Genomic DNA, 13,257 nt, shown 5'->3' with positions numbered 1-13,257 from the left:
GCGGCGCGTTCCCTGTTGTTGCGTATGTCTCGTGCGCCGTGATCTCAGAACGGCAGTTCGACGTGCGGCGCCACCGCGAGCACTGCGGCGCCGAACCGCTGCTGGATACGCGCCAGTGCCGCTTGGTCCTTGCCTTCGAATCGCAGGACCAGCATCGGCGTGGTGTTGGAGGCCCGGCAGAGCCCCCAGCCATCGGGGTAGTCGACGCGAATGCCGTCCAGCGTCGTCTTGATGCCATCCTGACCGAAGTCGCCATTCTCGGCCAGTCGCTCGACGATCGCGAACTTCTCCTCGTCGGTCACCGGGGCATTCAGCTCCGGAGTGCTGACGTCCTGGGGAAACGCGCTGAAGTAGCGGTCGGCATCCACCGTCTGGCGCGACAGAATTTCCAGCAGCCGGGCGGCGGCATAGAGTCCGTCGTCGAAGCCGTACCAGCGTTCGGCGAAGAAGATATGGCCGCTCATCTCGCCGCCCAGCTGCGCGCCGGTCTCCTTCATGCGTGCCTTGATCAGCGAGTGGCCGGTGCGCCACATCTCGGGCTCGCCCCCGGCCCGCTCGATGATCTGGGCCAGATTGCCGGTGCACTTGACGTCGAAGACGATACGCGCGCCAGGATCTCGCTTTAGCAGGTCGGTGGCGAATGCCATCATCAGCCGGTCCGGGTAGATCATCTCGCCGGCCGGCGTCACCACGCCCAGGCGATCGCCATCGCCGTCGAAAGCCAGTCCCACGTCGGCACCGGTCTCCCGAACCTTGGCGATCAGGTCGACAAGGTTCTCCGGCTTGCCGGGGTCGGGGTGATGGTTGGGAAAGTCGCCGTCGATCTCGGCAAACAGGGGAATGGTCTCCGCCCCCAGCGCCTCGATCAGCCTGGGCCCCAGTTCGCCGGCGACGCCGTTGCCGCAATCCACTACCACCTTGAGCGGACGTCCGATCCCGGACGGGTCGAGGGAGACGTCACCCAGAATGCGCTGAAGATAACTCTCGCCGATATCGCGCTGCTCCAGCGAGCCTTCGCCCTCGCTCAACTCGCCGCTGCGGATGCGCGCGAGCAGGCCCGTGATCGCCTCGCCGGAGATGGCGACGCCGTCGAGCACGATCTTGAAGCCGTTGTAGTCAGGCGGATTATGGCTGCCGGTCACCATCACGCCGCTACGGCTCTCGTCCAGCGTCGCGGTGGCGAAGTAGAGGACCGGGGTCGGCACGCGGCCGATATCGATCACGTCCCTGCCGGCGGCGCGCAGGCCGCGGATCAGCGCCGCCTGGAGGCGAGGGCCGGAGTGGCGGCCATCACGGGCGACGATCACCGTCTGCTGCCCCCTCGCCGCCGCTTCGCTACCCACCGCGCGACCGATCCATTCCACGGTCTCCTCGGTCAACGTCTCGTCGACGATACCGCGAATGTCGTAGGCCCTGAAAATCGAGGCCGGCACGTCGGCGCCGGGCTGCTCATTCGTCGTCATGTTTCAATCTTCCTTTGTTTCGCGAACGGCTTCGACGCGAGATTCATGCCCAGCGCTCGAACTCCAGCGCCACCGAAACCTGGCCGTCGGTCATCAGCCATTCGCCTTCCATCCGGGTGGCGTCGAGGCTCAGGTTGCGGTCGACGAGTGCGGTCAGCGCCGCCAGCGGTTCCGGCGGCGGGCTCCAGACCGTCACCCGGGGCAGGGCCAGAACATCGCTTTCGAGCTTCTTCCACCACTGTGCCGCACTGCGCGGGGCGTAGGGATAGATCACTACCCGTTCCGCCCGGGAAAGGCCCTGCTTGATGCGCTTCAGCGACGGCTCGCCCAGCTCTATCCACAACAGGATTCGCCCATCCGGTGCCTTGAGCCAGAGATCCGGCTCGTCCTCGCTGCTCAGGCCGCGCGTCATGGCGAGATCGTTGTCGGCGCCGATGGCGTGCGCATTGTCGATGAATGCCAGCAGGCGCACCATCAGTCGCGTCGCCGTCTCGGACGGGTGGCAGGCCACGGTCAGCGCATGATCGCCATAGTAGTGGCGATCCAGATCGCTGACGTTGAGTTTCGCTTTATAGATGGTTGCGCTTAGCGCCACGTGACATGTCCTTGCAGAGAACGGCTATGGGAGGCGGAAGACGATTCACTGCCGGCCGGAGTGACCGAACCCGCCGCCGGCGCGCTCGGTGGCGACGAACTCCTCGACGATGTCGAGCTCGGCCTGGACCACCGGCACCAGCACGTACTGCGCCAGCCGCTCGCCGGGCTCGAGCACGAACGTCTCCTGACCGCGATTCCAGACCGAGATCATCAACTCGCCCTGGTAGTCCGAATCGATCAGCCCGACCAGATTGCCGAGCACGATACCGTGCTTGTGGCCGAGGCCGGAACGCGGCAGGATGACGCCGGCCAGGCCCGGGTCACCGATGTGGATGGCCAGGCCGGTGCGGACCAGGGCCGTGTCGCCGGGCGCCAGCGTCAACGCGTCGTCGAGCAACGCGCGCAGGTCCATGCCGGCGCTGCCTGTGGTGGCGTAGTGGGGCAGCGGGTAGTCGTGTACCCGCCCATCGAGAATCTTGACCGAGAGCTTGGGTCTGGCGGGCGCAGTGCTGTGTGACATGAAGCGTCGTTCCTGAGGGTGCATGAAGTGAGATGACGAGCAAGCCGCTCAGCTTACCACCGCTGGGAGGCGGACCGGATGCGTTAGCGCAGGCGATCGGCGATGTGATCGACGATGGCGTTGGCCAGTGCCGTCTTGGGCTGACGCGGCAACGCGTGGTGCCGGGTCCCCTCCCGCTCCCGCCACAGCAGCGTGGCGGCATTGTCGTCGCCGCCGAAGCCGACCCCCTCGAGGGAGACATCGTTGGCGACGATCAGATCCAGGCGCTTGCGTTCGAGCTTGCTGCCGGCGTGTGTCTCCAACGACTGGGTCTCGGCGGCAAAGCCGACCGTGAACGGTCGGTCCGCCCGCGCCGCGATCGTGGCGACGATATCCGGATTGCGCACCAGCTCGAGGGTCAGCCCGCCGGCGTCTCCCGTCTTCTTCAACTTGTGTTCGCTGACGGCGGCGGCGCGGTAGTCGGCCACCGCGGCACAGCCGATGAACAGATCGCACGGCATGCAGGATTCGACCGCGGTCAGCATCTCGACAGCCGAGGTCACCTCGATCCGTTCGACACCGGGCGGCGTCGAGAGCGTCACCGGGCCGCTGACCAGCGTGACGCTGGCGCCACGCTCGACGCAGGCCGCGGCCAGGGCGTAGCCCATCTTGCCGGAGCTGTGGTTGGAGAGATAACGCACCGGGTCCAGGGCTTCGCGGGTGGGTCCAGCGGTGATGACCACGCGCTTGCCGTCCAGATCCCGGTGCACGGGCATCACCCGTGACGCCGCTTCCTGGCCCGGTTCGAGTTCGCCCAGCAGCCGGGCGAGAATGGTCTCCGGCTCGAGCATGCGGCCGAGGCCGACGTCGCCACAGGCCTGGTCGCCGGCGTCGGGGCCCAGCAGCGCCCAGCCCAGCTGCTGCAGCCGGTCGGCATTGGCCAGGGTGGCCGGATGACGCCACATCGCCTGGTTCATGGCCGGCGCCATCAGGCAGCGGGCTTCGGTGGCGAGGCAGAGGGTGGTCAGCAGGTCGTCGGCGTGACCGTGGGCCAAGCGTGCCATCAGGTCGGCGGTGGCGGGGGCGATCAGGATGATATCCGCCCATTTCGCCAGCTCGATGTGGCCCATGCCGGCTTCGGCTTCCGGATCCAGCAGCGATGTCCGCACCGGCTCGCCGGTCAGCGCCTGCAGCGTCAGCGGGGTGATGAAAGCCTGCGCGCCTTCGGTCATGACCACGCGGACTTCGGCCCCCGTCTTCTTCAACAAGCGGGCGAGATGGGCGCTCTTGTAGGCGGCGATGCCGGCGCTGATGCCGAGCAGGATGCGGGTTCCGGCCAATCCCGGACCAATCGGTAGCGACATGGGATCTGTCCTGATGGTTCGGTCGTTACCATACCACTGCGGTCGCGGGTTGCGTAATGGTGCACTGGAAGTGGCGACCGCCGTTGCAGCGGCCGCCCGTGGCGATCACTCGGCGTTGCTGAGCTCGCCTTCACCGACGACCTCGTCGCCGTCAAGCCACTCGATGCCCTCGTCACCGTCCTGGCGGACGCCGTAGCAGGTCGGTTGACCATCGCCGTAGTCGAAGCACATGCGATCGTCGACGATCGTGGCTTGGCCGGTGTATCCATCGCCCTCGATCTTGCCGTCCTGGCGATAGACTTCGTCGTACTGCTGGCCGCTCGCCATAGCGCCCTGGACGCGATGCCCCCAGACCTGCTGCTGGATCTCGTCGCCGCTGAGTCGCTCGCCCTCGGCGGCGGTTGCCGTGGCCGCGAAGGCGAGCGCCGCCAGCGTGGTCGCCAGCCAGAGGGTTGGCAATATTCGAGCCGTGGGAGGGGCCGGTGATGTCTTGATCGGCATGGTCATGAACCCCGCGCTGTTGCGTGAATGGTGGTCGTACGAGTCCGCCGTACTGAGGAGCTTACGTGGAAAGGCGCGATGGAGATGCACCGGACCATCAAAAGAGCCGCGCTATCGCAAGTTCCACCCCGCGCAGTTCGGCCAGCCCCTTGAGCCGGCCGATCAGCGGGTAGCCGGGACGGGTGTCGCGCTTGAGATCGTCGAGCAGGTGGTGGCCGTGATCGGGGCGCATGGGCAGACGTGGACCGCCGTCACGCTGGCGGCGACGCTGTTCGCGAACCAGCTCGACGATCACCCCGACCATGTCGACATCGCCGTCCAGATGCTCGGCCTCGTGGAAACTGAGCGGGTCGGCTTCGCGCCGGGTAGCGCGCAGATGCACGAAGTGGATGTGAGGCGCGAAGCGTTCTGCCATGGCGACGAGATCGTTCTCCTCGCGAACGCCGTAGGAGCCGGTGCAGAAGGTCAGGCCGTTGGCGGAGCTGGGCGCGCTGTCGAGCACGAACTGGGCGTCCTCGGCGGTGGAGACGACGCGCGGCAGTCCCAGCAGTTCCCGGGGCGGATCGTCCGGATGAATCGCCAGGCGCACCCCGGCTTGCTCTGCCGCGGGCACGATGGCGCGTAGAAACGCTGCCAGATTGGCGCGCAAGCGTTCGGCATCGATGCCACGGTAGGCGGCAAGGGCGTGGCGAAAGTCTTCGAGGGTGTAGTGCTCCTCGGTGCCGGGCAGCCCGGCGATGACGGTATCGATCAGGCGCGTTCGTGCCGCGGCATCGAGCGTGTCGAGGTAGGCTCTGGCCGCTTCCCGCTCGGCGTCGCCGTAATCCGCGTGTGCACCCTCGCGCTCGAGCAGAAACAGATCGAAGGCCGCGAAGGCCGTCTGGTCGAAACGCAGCGCGGTTCCGCCGTGCGGCAACGGCCAGGCGAGGTCGGTGCGGGTCCAGTCGAGGATCGGCATGAAGTTGTAGCAGACCACATCGATACCGCACTGGCCGAGATTGGCCAGCGTCCGGCGATAACTCTCGATATAGCGCTCGGCCTCCGGCAGCCCCTGCTTGATCGCTTCATGAACCGGCACGCTCTCCACCACCGACCAGGTCAGACCGGCGGCTTCGATCGTTCGCTTACGCGCGGCGATCGCGTCCACCGGCCACACCTCGCCATTGGGAATGTCATGCAGTGCGGTGACGATGCCGGTCGCACCGGCTTGGCGAATCTCGCCGAGGGTGATGGGGTCGGCCGGGCCGAACCAGCGCCAGGTATGTTCCATGATCAAGCGTCCCGATCAGAAGCGTTGAGGGTCAAGGCGGCAATGGCGGACTCCACGCCGTCGTTTTCCAGTCGCGCCAGTGCCGCGAGGATCTGCCGGCTGAACAGCCGGTCGTCGCGCATCGCCACGGGAAACACGGCATCGAGGGCGAGAAAGGCGTCGGTCAGCGCGGCGGGGTCGTCGCCGTGACGACGGTGGAGCGTCGCGAACGTCTCTGCCATGGGGTCGTCCACCGGATGCGGCTGGCCGTTGAGATCGGTGCCCGCGGTATAGCGAATCCAGCCGGCCACGCCCAGCGCGGTCGCACTGATCTCGTCGCCGGCAGTCATTCGTTCGACACCGCCGGCCAGCCAGCGCTGGGGTAGCTTCTGCGAGCCGTCCATGGCGATCTGCTGCAGCCGATGGCGCAGGCTATCGTTGGCGAAGCGGGCCAGCAGGCTGTCGGTGTAGGCCGCGACATCACTCTCCGCCGGCAGTGAGAGTGTCGGGATCGCTTCCTGCTGCCAGTAGTGCCGGAGCAACCCGCGAAACGCCGGGCGCGCAACGGCGGCATCGACCGTCTCGATGCCGGCCAGCGCGCCAAGATAGGCGAGCAGCGAGTGGGCGCCGTTGAGCAGCCGCAGCTTCATGGTTTCGAACGGCGCGACGTCGGCGACCATCTCGACGCCATCGGCTTCCCAGTCCGGTCGGCCCAGCGGGAAGTCATCCTCGACCACCCACTGGCTGAAGGTCTCGCACACCACGGCGGCAGGGTCGTCGATACCCAGTCCGGCCAGGCGCGTCCGGTCCGCGTCGGTCATGGCCGGCACGATGCGGTCGACCATGCTCGAGGGGAAGGCGACACTGGCGTCGATCCATTCTGCCAGTTCGCCATCACGATGCCGGGCTAGCGAGACCACCGCACGCCGCGTGCGCCGGCCGTTATGGGGCATGTTGTCGCAACAGAGCACCGTGAACGGTGGGACGCCTGCCGAGCGACGTCGCGCCAGTGCCTCCAACAGCATGCCCGGTGCGGTATCCGGCGATTCGGGATGGGCGATGTCGTGGGCGATCGCTGGCGCGTCGGTCAGCAACTCGCCGCTGGCCGGGCTGAGGAAGTAGCCCTTTTCGGTCACCGTGAGGGTGACGATGTGCACGGCCGGATCGCTCATCCGCGCCAGCAGCGCCTCCCGGTCCGGGCCGTCCGGGCCCGCGTAGAGCGCTTCACGGAGGGCGGTGACTTCCCGCAGCGTGACATGCTCGCTGTCGCTGAATTCGGCCACGTGATAGCGGCAGTCGCCGTCGCGCAGTTGATCGACCAGGGTGCGATTGGCGCGGATATTGGCGCTGCAGATGCCCCAGTCATCCGCACCGGTTCGGTCGAGGTGTCGTTGCAGGTAGACCGCCTGATGGGCGCGGTGAAAGGCCCCCAGGCCCAGGTGGACGATGCCGATCCCGCTCGGGGGGCGTCGGCTCGGTTCGCACTCGATGTTGATGTCGGCTGCGGTCATGAGGCTATTTCCCCATCAGCAGGTTGGGCAGCCACAGTGATAGCGCCGGCACGAACGATACCAGCATCAGCACGATCAGGTTGCAGATCAGGAACGGCACGATGGCTTTCGCCACCCGCAGCATGGGCAGCTTGCCGATGCTCGAGACCACGAACAGGCAGACGCCCACCGGTGGCGTGGTCAGGCCGATCATCAGGTTGAGTACCGCCATCACGCCGAAGTGGATCGGGTCCATGCCGACCCCCGTCGCCACGCCAAGCAGGGCCGGGAACAGGATGATCAGCGCGGCGATGGTCTCCATGAAGGCGCCGACGAACAGCAGGATCAGGTTGAGGATCAGGATGACCACGATCGGGTTGCTGCTGATGCCGAGAATCGCATCGGCGAGCATCTGCGGGATCTGCTGGCTGGTCAGGATCCAGCCGAACAGGTTGGCCAGGCCGACGAGCAGCATCAGCGAGGCCGAGGTGATGACAGTGTCGGACAGGATCCCGCCCAGGTTGCGCCAGTTGATGCCCTTGTAGACGAAAGTGCCCACCAGCAGTGCGTAGAGACTGGCGACGATCGACGCTTCGGTCGGGGTGAACAGGCCGCCGATGATGCCGTAGAGAATGATGAAGGTCATCAGCAGCGCCCAGAACGCGCTGCGGCCCTCCTTGATCAACTCCCTGAAGGTGGCGCGTTTCTCCTTGGGGTAGCCGCGCCGCACCGCCAGCCAGTAGGCGGTGATCATCATCGCCACGCCCAGCAGCAGGCCGGGCAGCGCCCCGGCGAGGAACATGCGGCCGACGGAGATGCCGGAGAGCGAACCGACGATGATCATCGGCACGCTGGGCGGAATGATCGGACCGATGGTGGATGAAGCGGCCGTGATGGCGGCGGCGAACGGCTTGTCGTAGCCGGCTTTGGACATGCCTGGAATCATTACCGAACCGATGCTGGCGGCATCCGCCACGGCGGTACCGGAGATGCCGCTGAAGATCATCGAACCGCCGACGTTGGCCAGGCCCAGGCCGCCGCGAATGTGGCCGACCAGGGCGTTGGAGAAGCGCACGATATGCTGGGTGATATTGCCCACGTTCATCAGGTTGCCGGCCATCACGAAGCCGGGAATGCAGAGCAGCACGAAGGAGTCGATGCCGGAAAACATGCGCTGCGGCACGATGGTCAACGAGATGCCGCCAAGCATCAGGTAGGCGAGTGACGACACGCCGAGACAGAAGGCGATTGGCAGACCGATCAGCAGCAGGATCAAAAAGGTGGTGAAGAGAACGGCGATTTCCATCAGGGCGCCTCCTGGCGTTCACCACGAACCATGGCGATGATGCCCTCGGCGAGACCGATCAGGCTGTAGAGCAGCAGCGTGGCGAACAGCACCACCGATGAGAAAAAGATGTAGAGCATGGGGATGCGCAGCGTCGGCGAGGTCTGAAACGCACCGATCTGGGCGAACTGCCAGGCGTTGGGCAGCACCATCAGCGTGAAGGCGAACGTGATTGCCGAGACCAGCGCCAGGTAGGCAGCCCGACCACGGAAACCGAGCCAGCCGTGGAACAGCTCTACGTTGACGTGGCGATGACGGTGCTGCACCACGCCGGCACCCATCGCCACCATGTAGATGAAAAGGTAGCGGGTCAGTTCTTCGGTCCAGGAGAGTGTGATGGGCAGGAACAGACGCGAGGCGACCTGCAGCAGCACGGTCAGCGACAGGCCCACTAGCGCGATGACGGCCAGTGTCAGCAGAACGCGGTCGAGGGCGCTGGCCAGGCGGCCGATGGGGCCACCCAGTCGCGGCACGCGGGTCAGTGTCTCGAGGTTTTCCTGAATCTCCTGGTGAATCTCCGTCTGTGGTTGCGACATGGCGGTCTCCCGACGAGATGAGAAGCGGGGGCGGCGAGCGCGCTGCCCCCGAGTACATGGGCTCGTAACCCGCAGGGGATTACAGCGCCTGGATGGCCTTGTAGAGCGCCTTCTGTTCGCCGTTCAGGGCGTCGAGCACGGCAGGCTCGGCTTTCTTGGCGAAGGCCGCCTGATCCACTTCGACGAACGTCATGCCCTTGTCCTTGAGCGCCTGTTCGAGACGCTTCTGATCCTCGACGAACAGCGTCTCCTCGTAGGACTGCATCTCGCTGGCGGCATCTTTCACCACGGTCTGCAGATCGTCCGGCATCGACTCGAGCTTCTGCTTGCCGATCACTACATAGATCCAGCTACGCACGTGGTCGGTCATGTCGACGTACTTCTGCACCTCGTTGAAGCTTGCGCTTTCGATCAGGCTGAGCGGGTTCTCCTGGGCCTCGATGGTGTTCTGCTGCAGCGAGGTGAAGACTTCGCTGAACGCCATCGGGGTCGGGCGGGCGCCCAGCGCTTCCCAGGTGTCGACGAACAGCGGCACGTTGGGTACGCGAATGCGCAGGCCGTCGAGGTCGTCCGGGGTCTTGATCGGACGATTGGAAGTGAGTTCGCGGGGGCCGCGCTCGAACCAGGCCAGCGGCACTAGGCCGGTGCGCTCGGTGATCTGCGCCTCGATCTGCTGGCCGACGTCGCCCTCCACGGCCTTGCGCATCTGGTCGGCGTCACGGAACAGGTAGGGCACGGCCATCATCGCCGCCTTGGGCGCCCAGTTCTGCAGACTCTCGCCGGTGATGGTCATGTCGGCGGTGCCGAGCTGGATGCTGTTGATCACATCCATTTCGCTGCCGAGCTGCTCGTTGGGAAACACCTGGACCTCGATCCGGCCGTCGGAGTTGGCTTCCACCAGCTCCTTGAACTTCAGCGCGGCCTTGTTCCAGATGTTCTGCTCGTTGGCCAGATGGCCGAACTTCAGCGTGTAATCCGCAGCCATCGCCGCTTGGCTGCCCAGTAGCGTGGCCCCGAGGGCCGCGCCGGCCAGCAGATGCTTGAGGGTTGTCGTTGTCAACATGGCGTGAGTCTCCTGTCGCGTCGATACGCGTCGGTGTTGTCGTCCGGGCCAGCGCTGTTCCGGGTCTGTTCCGGCATGGGTGGCGGACTCGAGCGGACGTTCAAGGCGAGATTTTCACCAGCACCTTGCGCGCCTGTTCCGGATGGTTCTCGAGCAGATCGATGGCGCCGGGCATCTCGGTCAGGGGGACGCGATGGCTGATCAGCGCCCGGGGATCGAGACGACCCGTGGCGATATGCTCGATCACCTCCGGGAATTTGCGGTTGTTCAGGCGGGAGCCGACCAGTGTCAGCTCCTTCTTGATCACCTCCAGCTGAATCAGCTCGCTGGGCGTCGGACTGAAGCCCAGCAGGCCGATGCGCCCGGCGGGACAGGCCATGCGCAGCATGGCGGGCAGCATGGCCGGTATGCAGGCGGCATCGGCGATCAGCGGGATCCCCTCGCCCTCGGTGGCGGCCAGCACGGCCCGTTCGAGATCTTCGCGGCGTCCGTTGATGGTGTGACTGGCACCCAGTTCGCGGGCCGTGGCGAGGCGTTCGTCGAGGATATCGGTGACGATCACCTCCTCGATGCCGAGGGCGCGGGCCATCTGCAGCACGGTCAGTCCGATGACCCCGGCGCCGATCACCAGCAGGCGATCACCAGGCTGGGGATCCATGCGGGCGAGCACATTGGCGGCGATCGAATAGGGCTCGACCAGGGCGGCGGCATCGAGATCGAGATCGTCGGGAATACGGTGGGCGTTGGCCGCCGGCACGCTGACCCGTTCGGCAAAGCCGCCATTTCTGTGAACGCCGATCACCTGCATGGCGCTGCAGACGTTGGGTCGGCCGATCCGGCAGGGATAGCACCGGCCACAGTTGACGACCGGGTCGATACAGACACGGTCGCCGACACGGGCGGGGTCGACACCATCGCCCACGGCGCGGATGACGCCGGCGAACTCGTGGCCGGTGATCCGCGGGAACTGCACGAAGGCGTTGTCGCCGTGGATGATGTGCATGTCCGAGCCGCAGATGCCGGCGTAGGCGACGTCGACGATCACTTCGCCCGGGGCCGTACTCGGCGCGGGCCGATCGCCGATGGCGAAGGCATGTGGGGCACTGACTTCAAAGGCTTGCATCGATGACGCTCCTGACTGTATCGCGATTGCCCTGACCCGGGCTCACAGGTGTCCGGTTCACCAGTGCCACAGAGTGCCGTCCTCGAGCCGGTTGACCGGCAGGCTGGCACGCTTGAACGGATAGCGAGCCGCGGCTTCCTCGTCGATATCGACGCCATGCCCCGGCGTTTCGCCGACCAGGAAGTGGCCATCCTCGAAGCGATAGTCGTGGGGGAAGACGCTGTCGGTCAGCGGGTCGTGGGGCATGTGCTCCTGAATGCCGAAGTTGGGCACCCAGGTATCGAAGTGGATCGCGGCGCCGAGACACACCGGCGACAGATCGGTGGGGCCATGGAAGCCGGTGCGCACGTGATAGAGCGAGGCCAGGTCGGCGATCCGACGCAACTGGGTGATCCCGCCGCCGTGGGTCAGCGGCGTGCGGATGTAGTCGATCCACTGGTTCTGGATCATCTCGCGGCAGTCGTGGATCGAATTGAACACCTCGCCGATCGCCAGGGGCGTGGTGGTGTGTTCGCGGATCAGGCGCAGGCTCTCCTGGTTTTCGGCGGGCACGCAGTCCTCGAGCCAGAACAGGTGGTAAGGCTCGACCGCCTTGCCCAGGCGCGCGGCCTCGATGGGTGTCAGCCGGTGGTGGACGTCATGCAGCAGGTGCAGCTCGTGGCCGAAGCGCTCGCGCACCGCGGCGAACAGCTGCGGCACGTGGTTGAGATACTTCTTGGTACTCCAGACGTGCTCGGCAGGGAGTTCGGAATCGGCCGGCTCGTAGCGCTCGCCCTCGCGCTTGGCGACGCCGTAGATCGTCTTGATGCCGGGGACGCCGGCCTGCACACGGACGGCTCTGTAGCCCAGCTCGACATGACGGGCGACCTCCTCCAGGCAGTTGTCGATGTCCTTGCCGGTGCAGTGGGCGTAGGTCATCACCCGCTCGCGGCTCTTGCCGCCCAGCAACTGGTAGAGCGGCATGCCGGCGGCCTTGGCCTTGATATCCCACAGCGCCATGTCGACGGCACCGATCGCGCTCATGGTCACCGGGCCGCGACGCCAGTAGGCGCCGCGATAGAGGTATTGCCAGGTGTCCTCGATGCGGCTGGCATCGCGACCGATCAGCGCCGGCACGACGTGCTCTTCGAGATAGGCCGCAACCGCCATTTCGCGGCCGTTGAGGGTGGCGTCGCCGATACCGTAGGTGCCGGATTCGGTGATCAACTTGAGCGTGACGAAATTGCGTCCCGGACTGGTGACGATGACGCGGGCATCGATGATTTTCATGGAATCTCCGGCTGGGGAAGGCGGCAGCTTCAGTGGGTGGCGAACAGGTCGGGGAAGCGGTCGATCAGGCGCGGCAGCGAGGTCAGAAGCTCTCTCAGGTGCGCCTGCACGGCTCGCTCGGCGGCTTCCGGGTCGCGAGCGTCGATCGCCGCGACGATGCTGGCGTGCTGGTCGACCAGCGTCTCCAGCGGTGTACCGTCGGGCACGCTGATGTATCGGACGCGGTCGAAATGCGCCTTGACCTCCTCGGTGAAGCGCCAGGCCGATTCATGCCCCGCTTCCCGGGAGAGGGTCTGGTGGAAGGCTTCGTCGAGCACGTAGAAACGTTCGTAATCGCCGCTGTCGATGGTCCGGCGCTGGCGTTCGACCAGTTCCAGCAGATCGTCCATCCCGCGTCGGGAGAGTCCCTGTTCGGCGGCCGACTTGGCCACCGCCACCTCGATGGCCTCGCGCACGAAACGCGCGCTGTAGACGGCTTGTGGCGAAATCTTGACCACGAAGGTGCCGCGCTGGGGGCGGACCTCGACCAGCCCCGCTTCGGAGAGGCGGATGAACGCTTCGCGAACCGGCTGGCGGCTGACCTCGAAAGCATCGGCGATCTCCTTCTCGGAGAGTGCCTGGCCCGGTGCCAGTACCAGCCGGATGATGGCGTGGCGCAGCACGTCGTAGAGCCGCTGGCGCACGTGTCCGGCGTCCGAGGCGTTCCAGAGTGTCTGCAGGGTCGTCGTGGTCAAGGGCGCTCCAGTGTTCACGGCTGA

The 13,257-nt window shown here is 66.0% G+C and carries 13 protein-coding genes; all 13 read right to left on the bottom strand.

The window, feature by feature from the left end; genetic code table 11:
• Positions 1-44 precede the first annotated feature (44 nt).
• Positions 45-1,463, bottom strand: a complete 1,419-nt coding sequence (locus tag AAGT95_RS01200; RefSeq protein WP_342595256.1) for a phosphomannomutase/phosphoglucomutase — start codon at positions 1,461-1,463, stop codon at positions 45-47.
• A 43-nt stretch (positions 1,464-1,506) separates the two neighbouring features.
• A complete protein-coding gene (locus tag AAGT95_RS01195; RefSeq protein ID WP_342595255.1) occupies positions 1,507-2,058 on the bottom strand; it encodes a YaeQ family protein in 552 nt (183 codons plus the stop codon).
• A 45-nt stretch (positions 2,059-2,103) separates the two neighbouring features.
• Positions 2,104-2,580 (bottom strand): dUTP diphosphatase, encoded by a 477-nt coding sequence (dut, locus tag AAGT95_RS01190; protein ID WP_342595254.1) that lies wholly within the window; start codon positions 2,578-2,580, stop codon positions 2,104-2,106.
• Positions 2,581-2,663: 83 nt separating this feature from the next.
• Positions 2,664-3,923, bottom strand: a complete 1,260-nt coding sequence (gene coaBC / locus AAGT95_RS01185; RefSeq protein ID WP_342595253.1) for a bifunctional phosphopantothenoylcysteine decarboxylase/phosphopantothenate--cysteine ligase CoaBC — start codon at positions 3,921-3,923, stop codon at positions 2,664-2,666.
• Between the two features lie 105 nt (positions 3,924-4,028).
• The gene (locus AAGT95_RS01180) at positions 4,029-4,424 is read right to left on the bottom strand and encodes a hypothetical protein (RefSeq protein ID WP_342595252.1); all 396 of its coding nucleotides are present in this window, start codon (positions 4,422-4,424) and stop codon (positions 4,029-4,031) included.
• 97 nt (positions 4,425-4,521) lie between these two features.
• The gene (gene uxuA, locus AAGT95_RS01175; RefSeq protein ID WP_342595251.1) at positions 4,522-5,694 is read right to left on the bottom strand and encodes a mannonate dehydratase; all 1,173 of its coding nucleotides are present in this window, start codon (positions 5,692-5,694) and stop codon (positions 4,522-4,524) included.
• A 2-nt stretch (positions 5,695-5,696) separates the two neighbouring features.
• Positions 5,697-7,184 (bottom strand): mannitol dehydrogenase family protein, encoded by a 1,488-nt coding sequence (locus tag AAGT95_RS01170; RefSeq protein WP_342595250.1) that lies wholly within the window; start codon positions 7,182-7,184, stop codon positions 5,697-5,699.
• Between the two features lie 4 nt (positions 7,185-7,188).
• Positions 7,189-8,469, bottom strand: a complete 1,281-nt coding sequence (locus AAGT95_RS01165) for a TRAP transporter large permease (RefSeq protein WP_342595249.1) — start codon at positions 8,467-8,469, stop codon at positions 7,189-7,191.
• Complete coding sequence (locus AAGT95_RS01160; protein WP_342595248.1) at positions 8,469-9,044, bottom strand: TRAP transporter small permease; 576 nt, start codon at positions 9,042-9,044, stop codon at positions 8,469-8,471. The genes AAGT95_RS01165 and AAGT95_RS01160 overlap by 1 nt, the downstream gene beginning before the upstream one ends.
• Positions 9,045-9,123: 79 nt before the next feature.
• On the bottom strand, positions 9,124-10,107 hold the full coding sequence (locus AAGT95_RS01155) for a TRAP transporter substrate-binding protein (protein ID WP_342595247.1): 984 nt from the start codon (positions 10,105-10,107) through the stop codon (positions 9,124-9,126).
• Positions 10,108-10,207: 100 nt separating this feature from the next.
• Entirely contained in the window at positions 10,208-11,230 is a 1,023-nt protein-coding gene (locus tag AAGT95_RS01150) for a Zn-dependent oxidoreductase (protein ID WP_342595246.1), read from the bottom strand.
• A 57-nt stretch (positions 11,231-11,287) separates the two neighbouring features.
• Positions 11,288-12,499, bottom strand: coding sequence for a D-mannonate dehydratase ManD (manD, locus tag AAGT95_RS01145; RefSeq protein WP_342595245.1), 1,212 nt, complete (start codon positions 12,497-12,499; stop codon positions 11,288-11,290).
• A 29-nt stretch (positions 12,500-12,528) separates the two neighbouring features.
• On the bottom strand, positions 12,529-13,233 hold the full coding sequence (locus AAGT95_RS01140; RefSeq protein ID WP_110602185.1) for a GntR family transcriptional regulator: 705 nt from the start codon (positions 13,231-13,233) through the stop codon (positions 12,529-12,531).
• Between the last annotated feature and the right edge of the window lie 24 nt (positions 13,234-13,257).

It is taken from the genome of Salinicola lusitanus, assembly GCF_038648475.1.
Taxonomy (GTDB): domain Bacteria; phylum Pseudomonadota; class Gammaproteobacteria; order Pseudomonadales; family Halomonadaceae; genus Salinicola; species Salinicola lusitanus.
The sequence above is the reverse complement of the archived record's forward strand: the minus strand, read 5'-3'. Positions and strand labels throughout refer to the sequence as shown.

Bases quoted from the DNA above. Each gene is read 5' to 3' on its own strand.
- AAGT95_RS01150 (WP_342595246.1), bottom strand. From the start codon at position 11,230: ATGCAAGCCTTTGAAGTCAGTGCCCCACATGCCTTCGCCATCGGCGAT.
- AAGT95_RS01170 (WP_342595250.1), bottom strand. From the start codon at position 7,184: ATGACCGCAGCCGACATCAACATCGAGTGCGAACCGAGCCGACGCCCC.
- AAGT95_RS01160 (WP_342595248.1), bottom strand. From the start codon at position 9,044: ATGTCGCAACCACAGACGGAGATTCACCAGGAGATTCAGGAAAACCTC.
- uxuA (WP_342595251.1), bottom strand. From the start codon at position 5,694: ATGGAACATACCTGGCGCTGGTTCGGCCCGGCCGACCCCATCACCCTC.
- manD (WP_342595245.1), bottom strand. From the start codon at position 12,499: ATGAAAATCATCGATGCCCGCGTCATCGTCACCAGTCCGGGACGCAAT.
- coaBC (WP_342595253.1), bottom strand. From the start codon at position 3,923: ATGTCGCTACCGATTGGTCCGGGATTGGCCGGAACCCGCATCCTGCTC.
- dut (WP_342595254.1), bottom strand. From the start codon at position 2,580: ATGTCACACAGCACTGCGCCCGCCAGACCCAAGCTCTCGGTCAAGATT.
- AAGT95_RS01155 (WP_342595247.1), bottom strand. From the start codon at position 10,107: ATGTTGACAACGACAACCCTCAAGCATCTGCTGGCCGGCGCGGCCCTC.
- AAGT95_RS01180 (WP_342595252.1), bottom strand. From the start codon at position 4,424: ATGCCGATCAAGACATCACCGGCCCCTCCCACGGCTCGAATATTGCCA.
- AAGT95_RS01200 (WP_342595256.1), bottom strand. From the start codon at position 1,463: ATGACGACGAATGAGCAGCCCGGCGCCGACGTGCCGGCCTCGATTTTC.
- AAGT95_RS01165 (WP_342595249.1), bottom strand. From the start codon at position 8,469: ATGGAAATCGCCGTTCTCTTCACCACCTTTTTGATCCTGCTGCTGATC.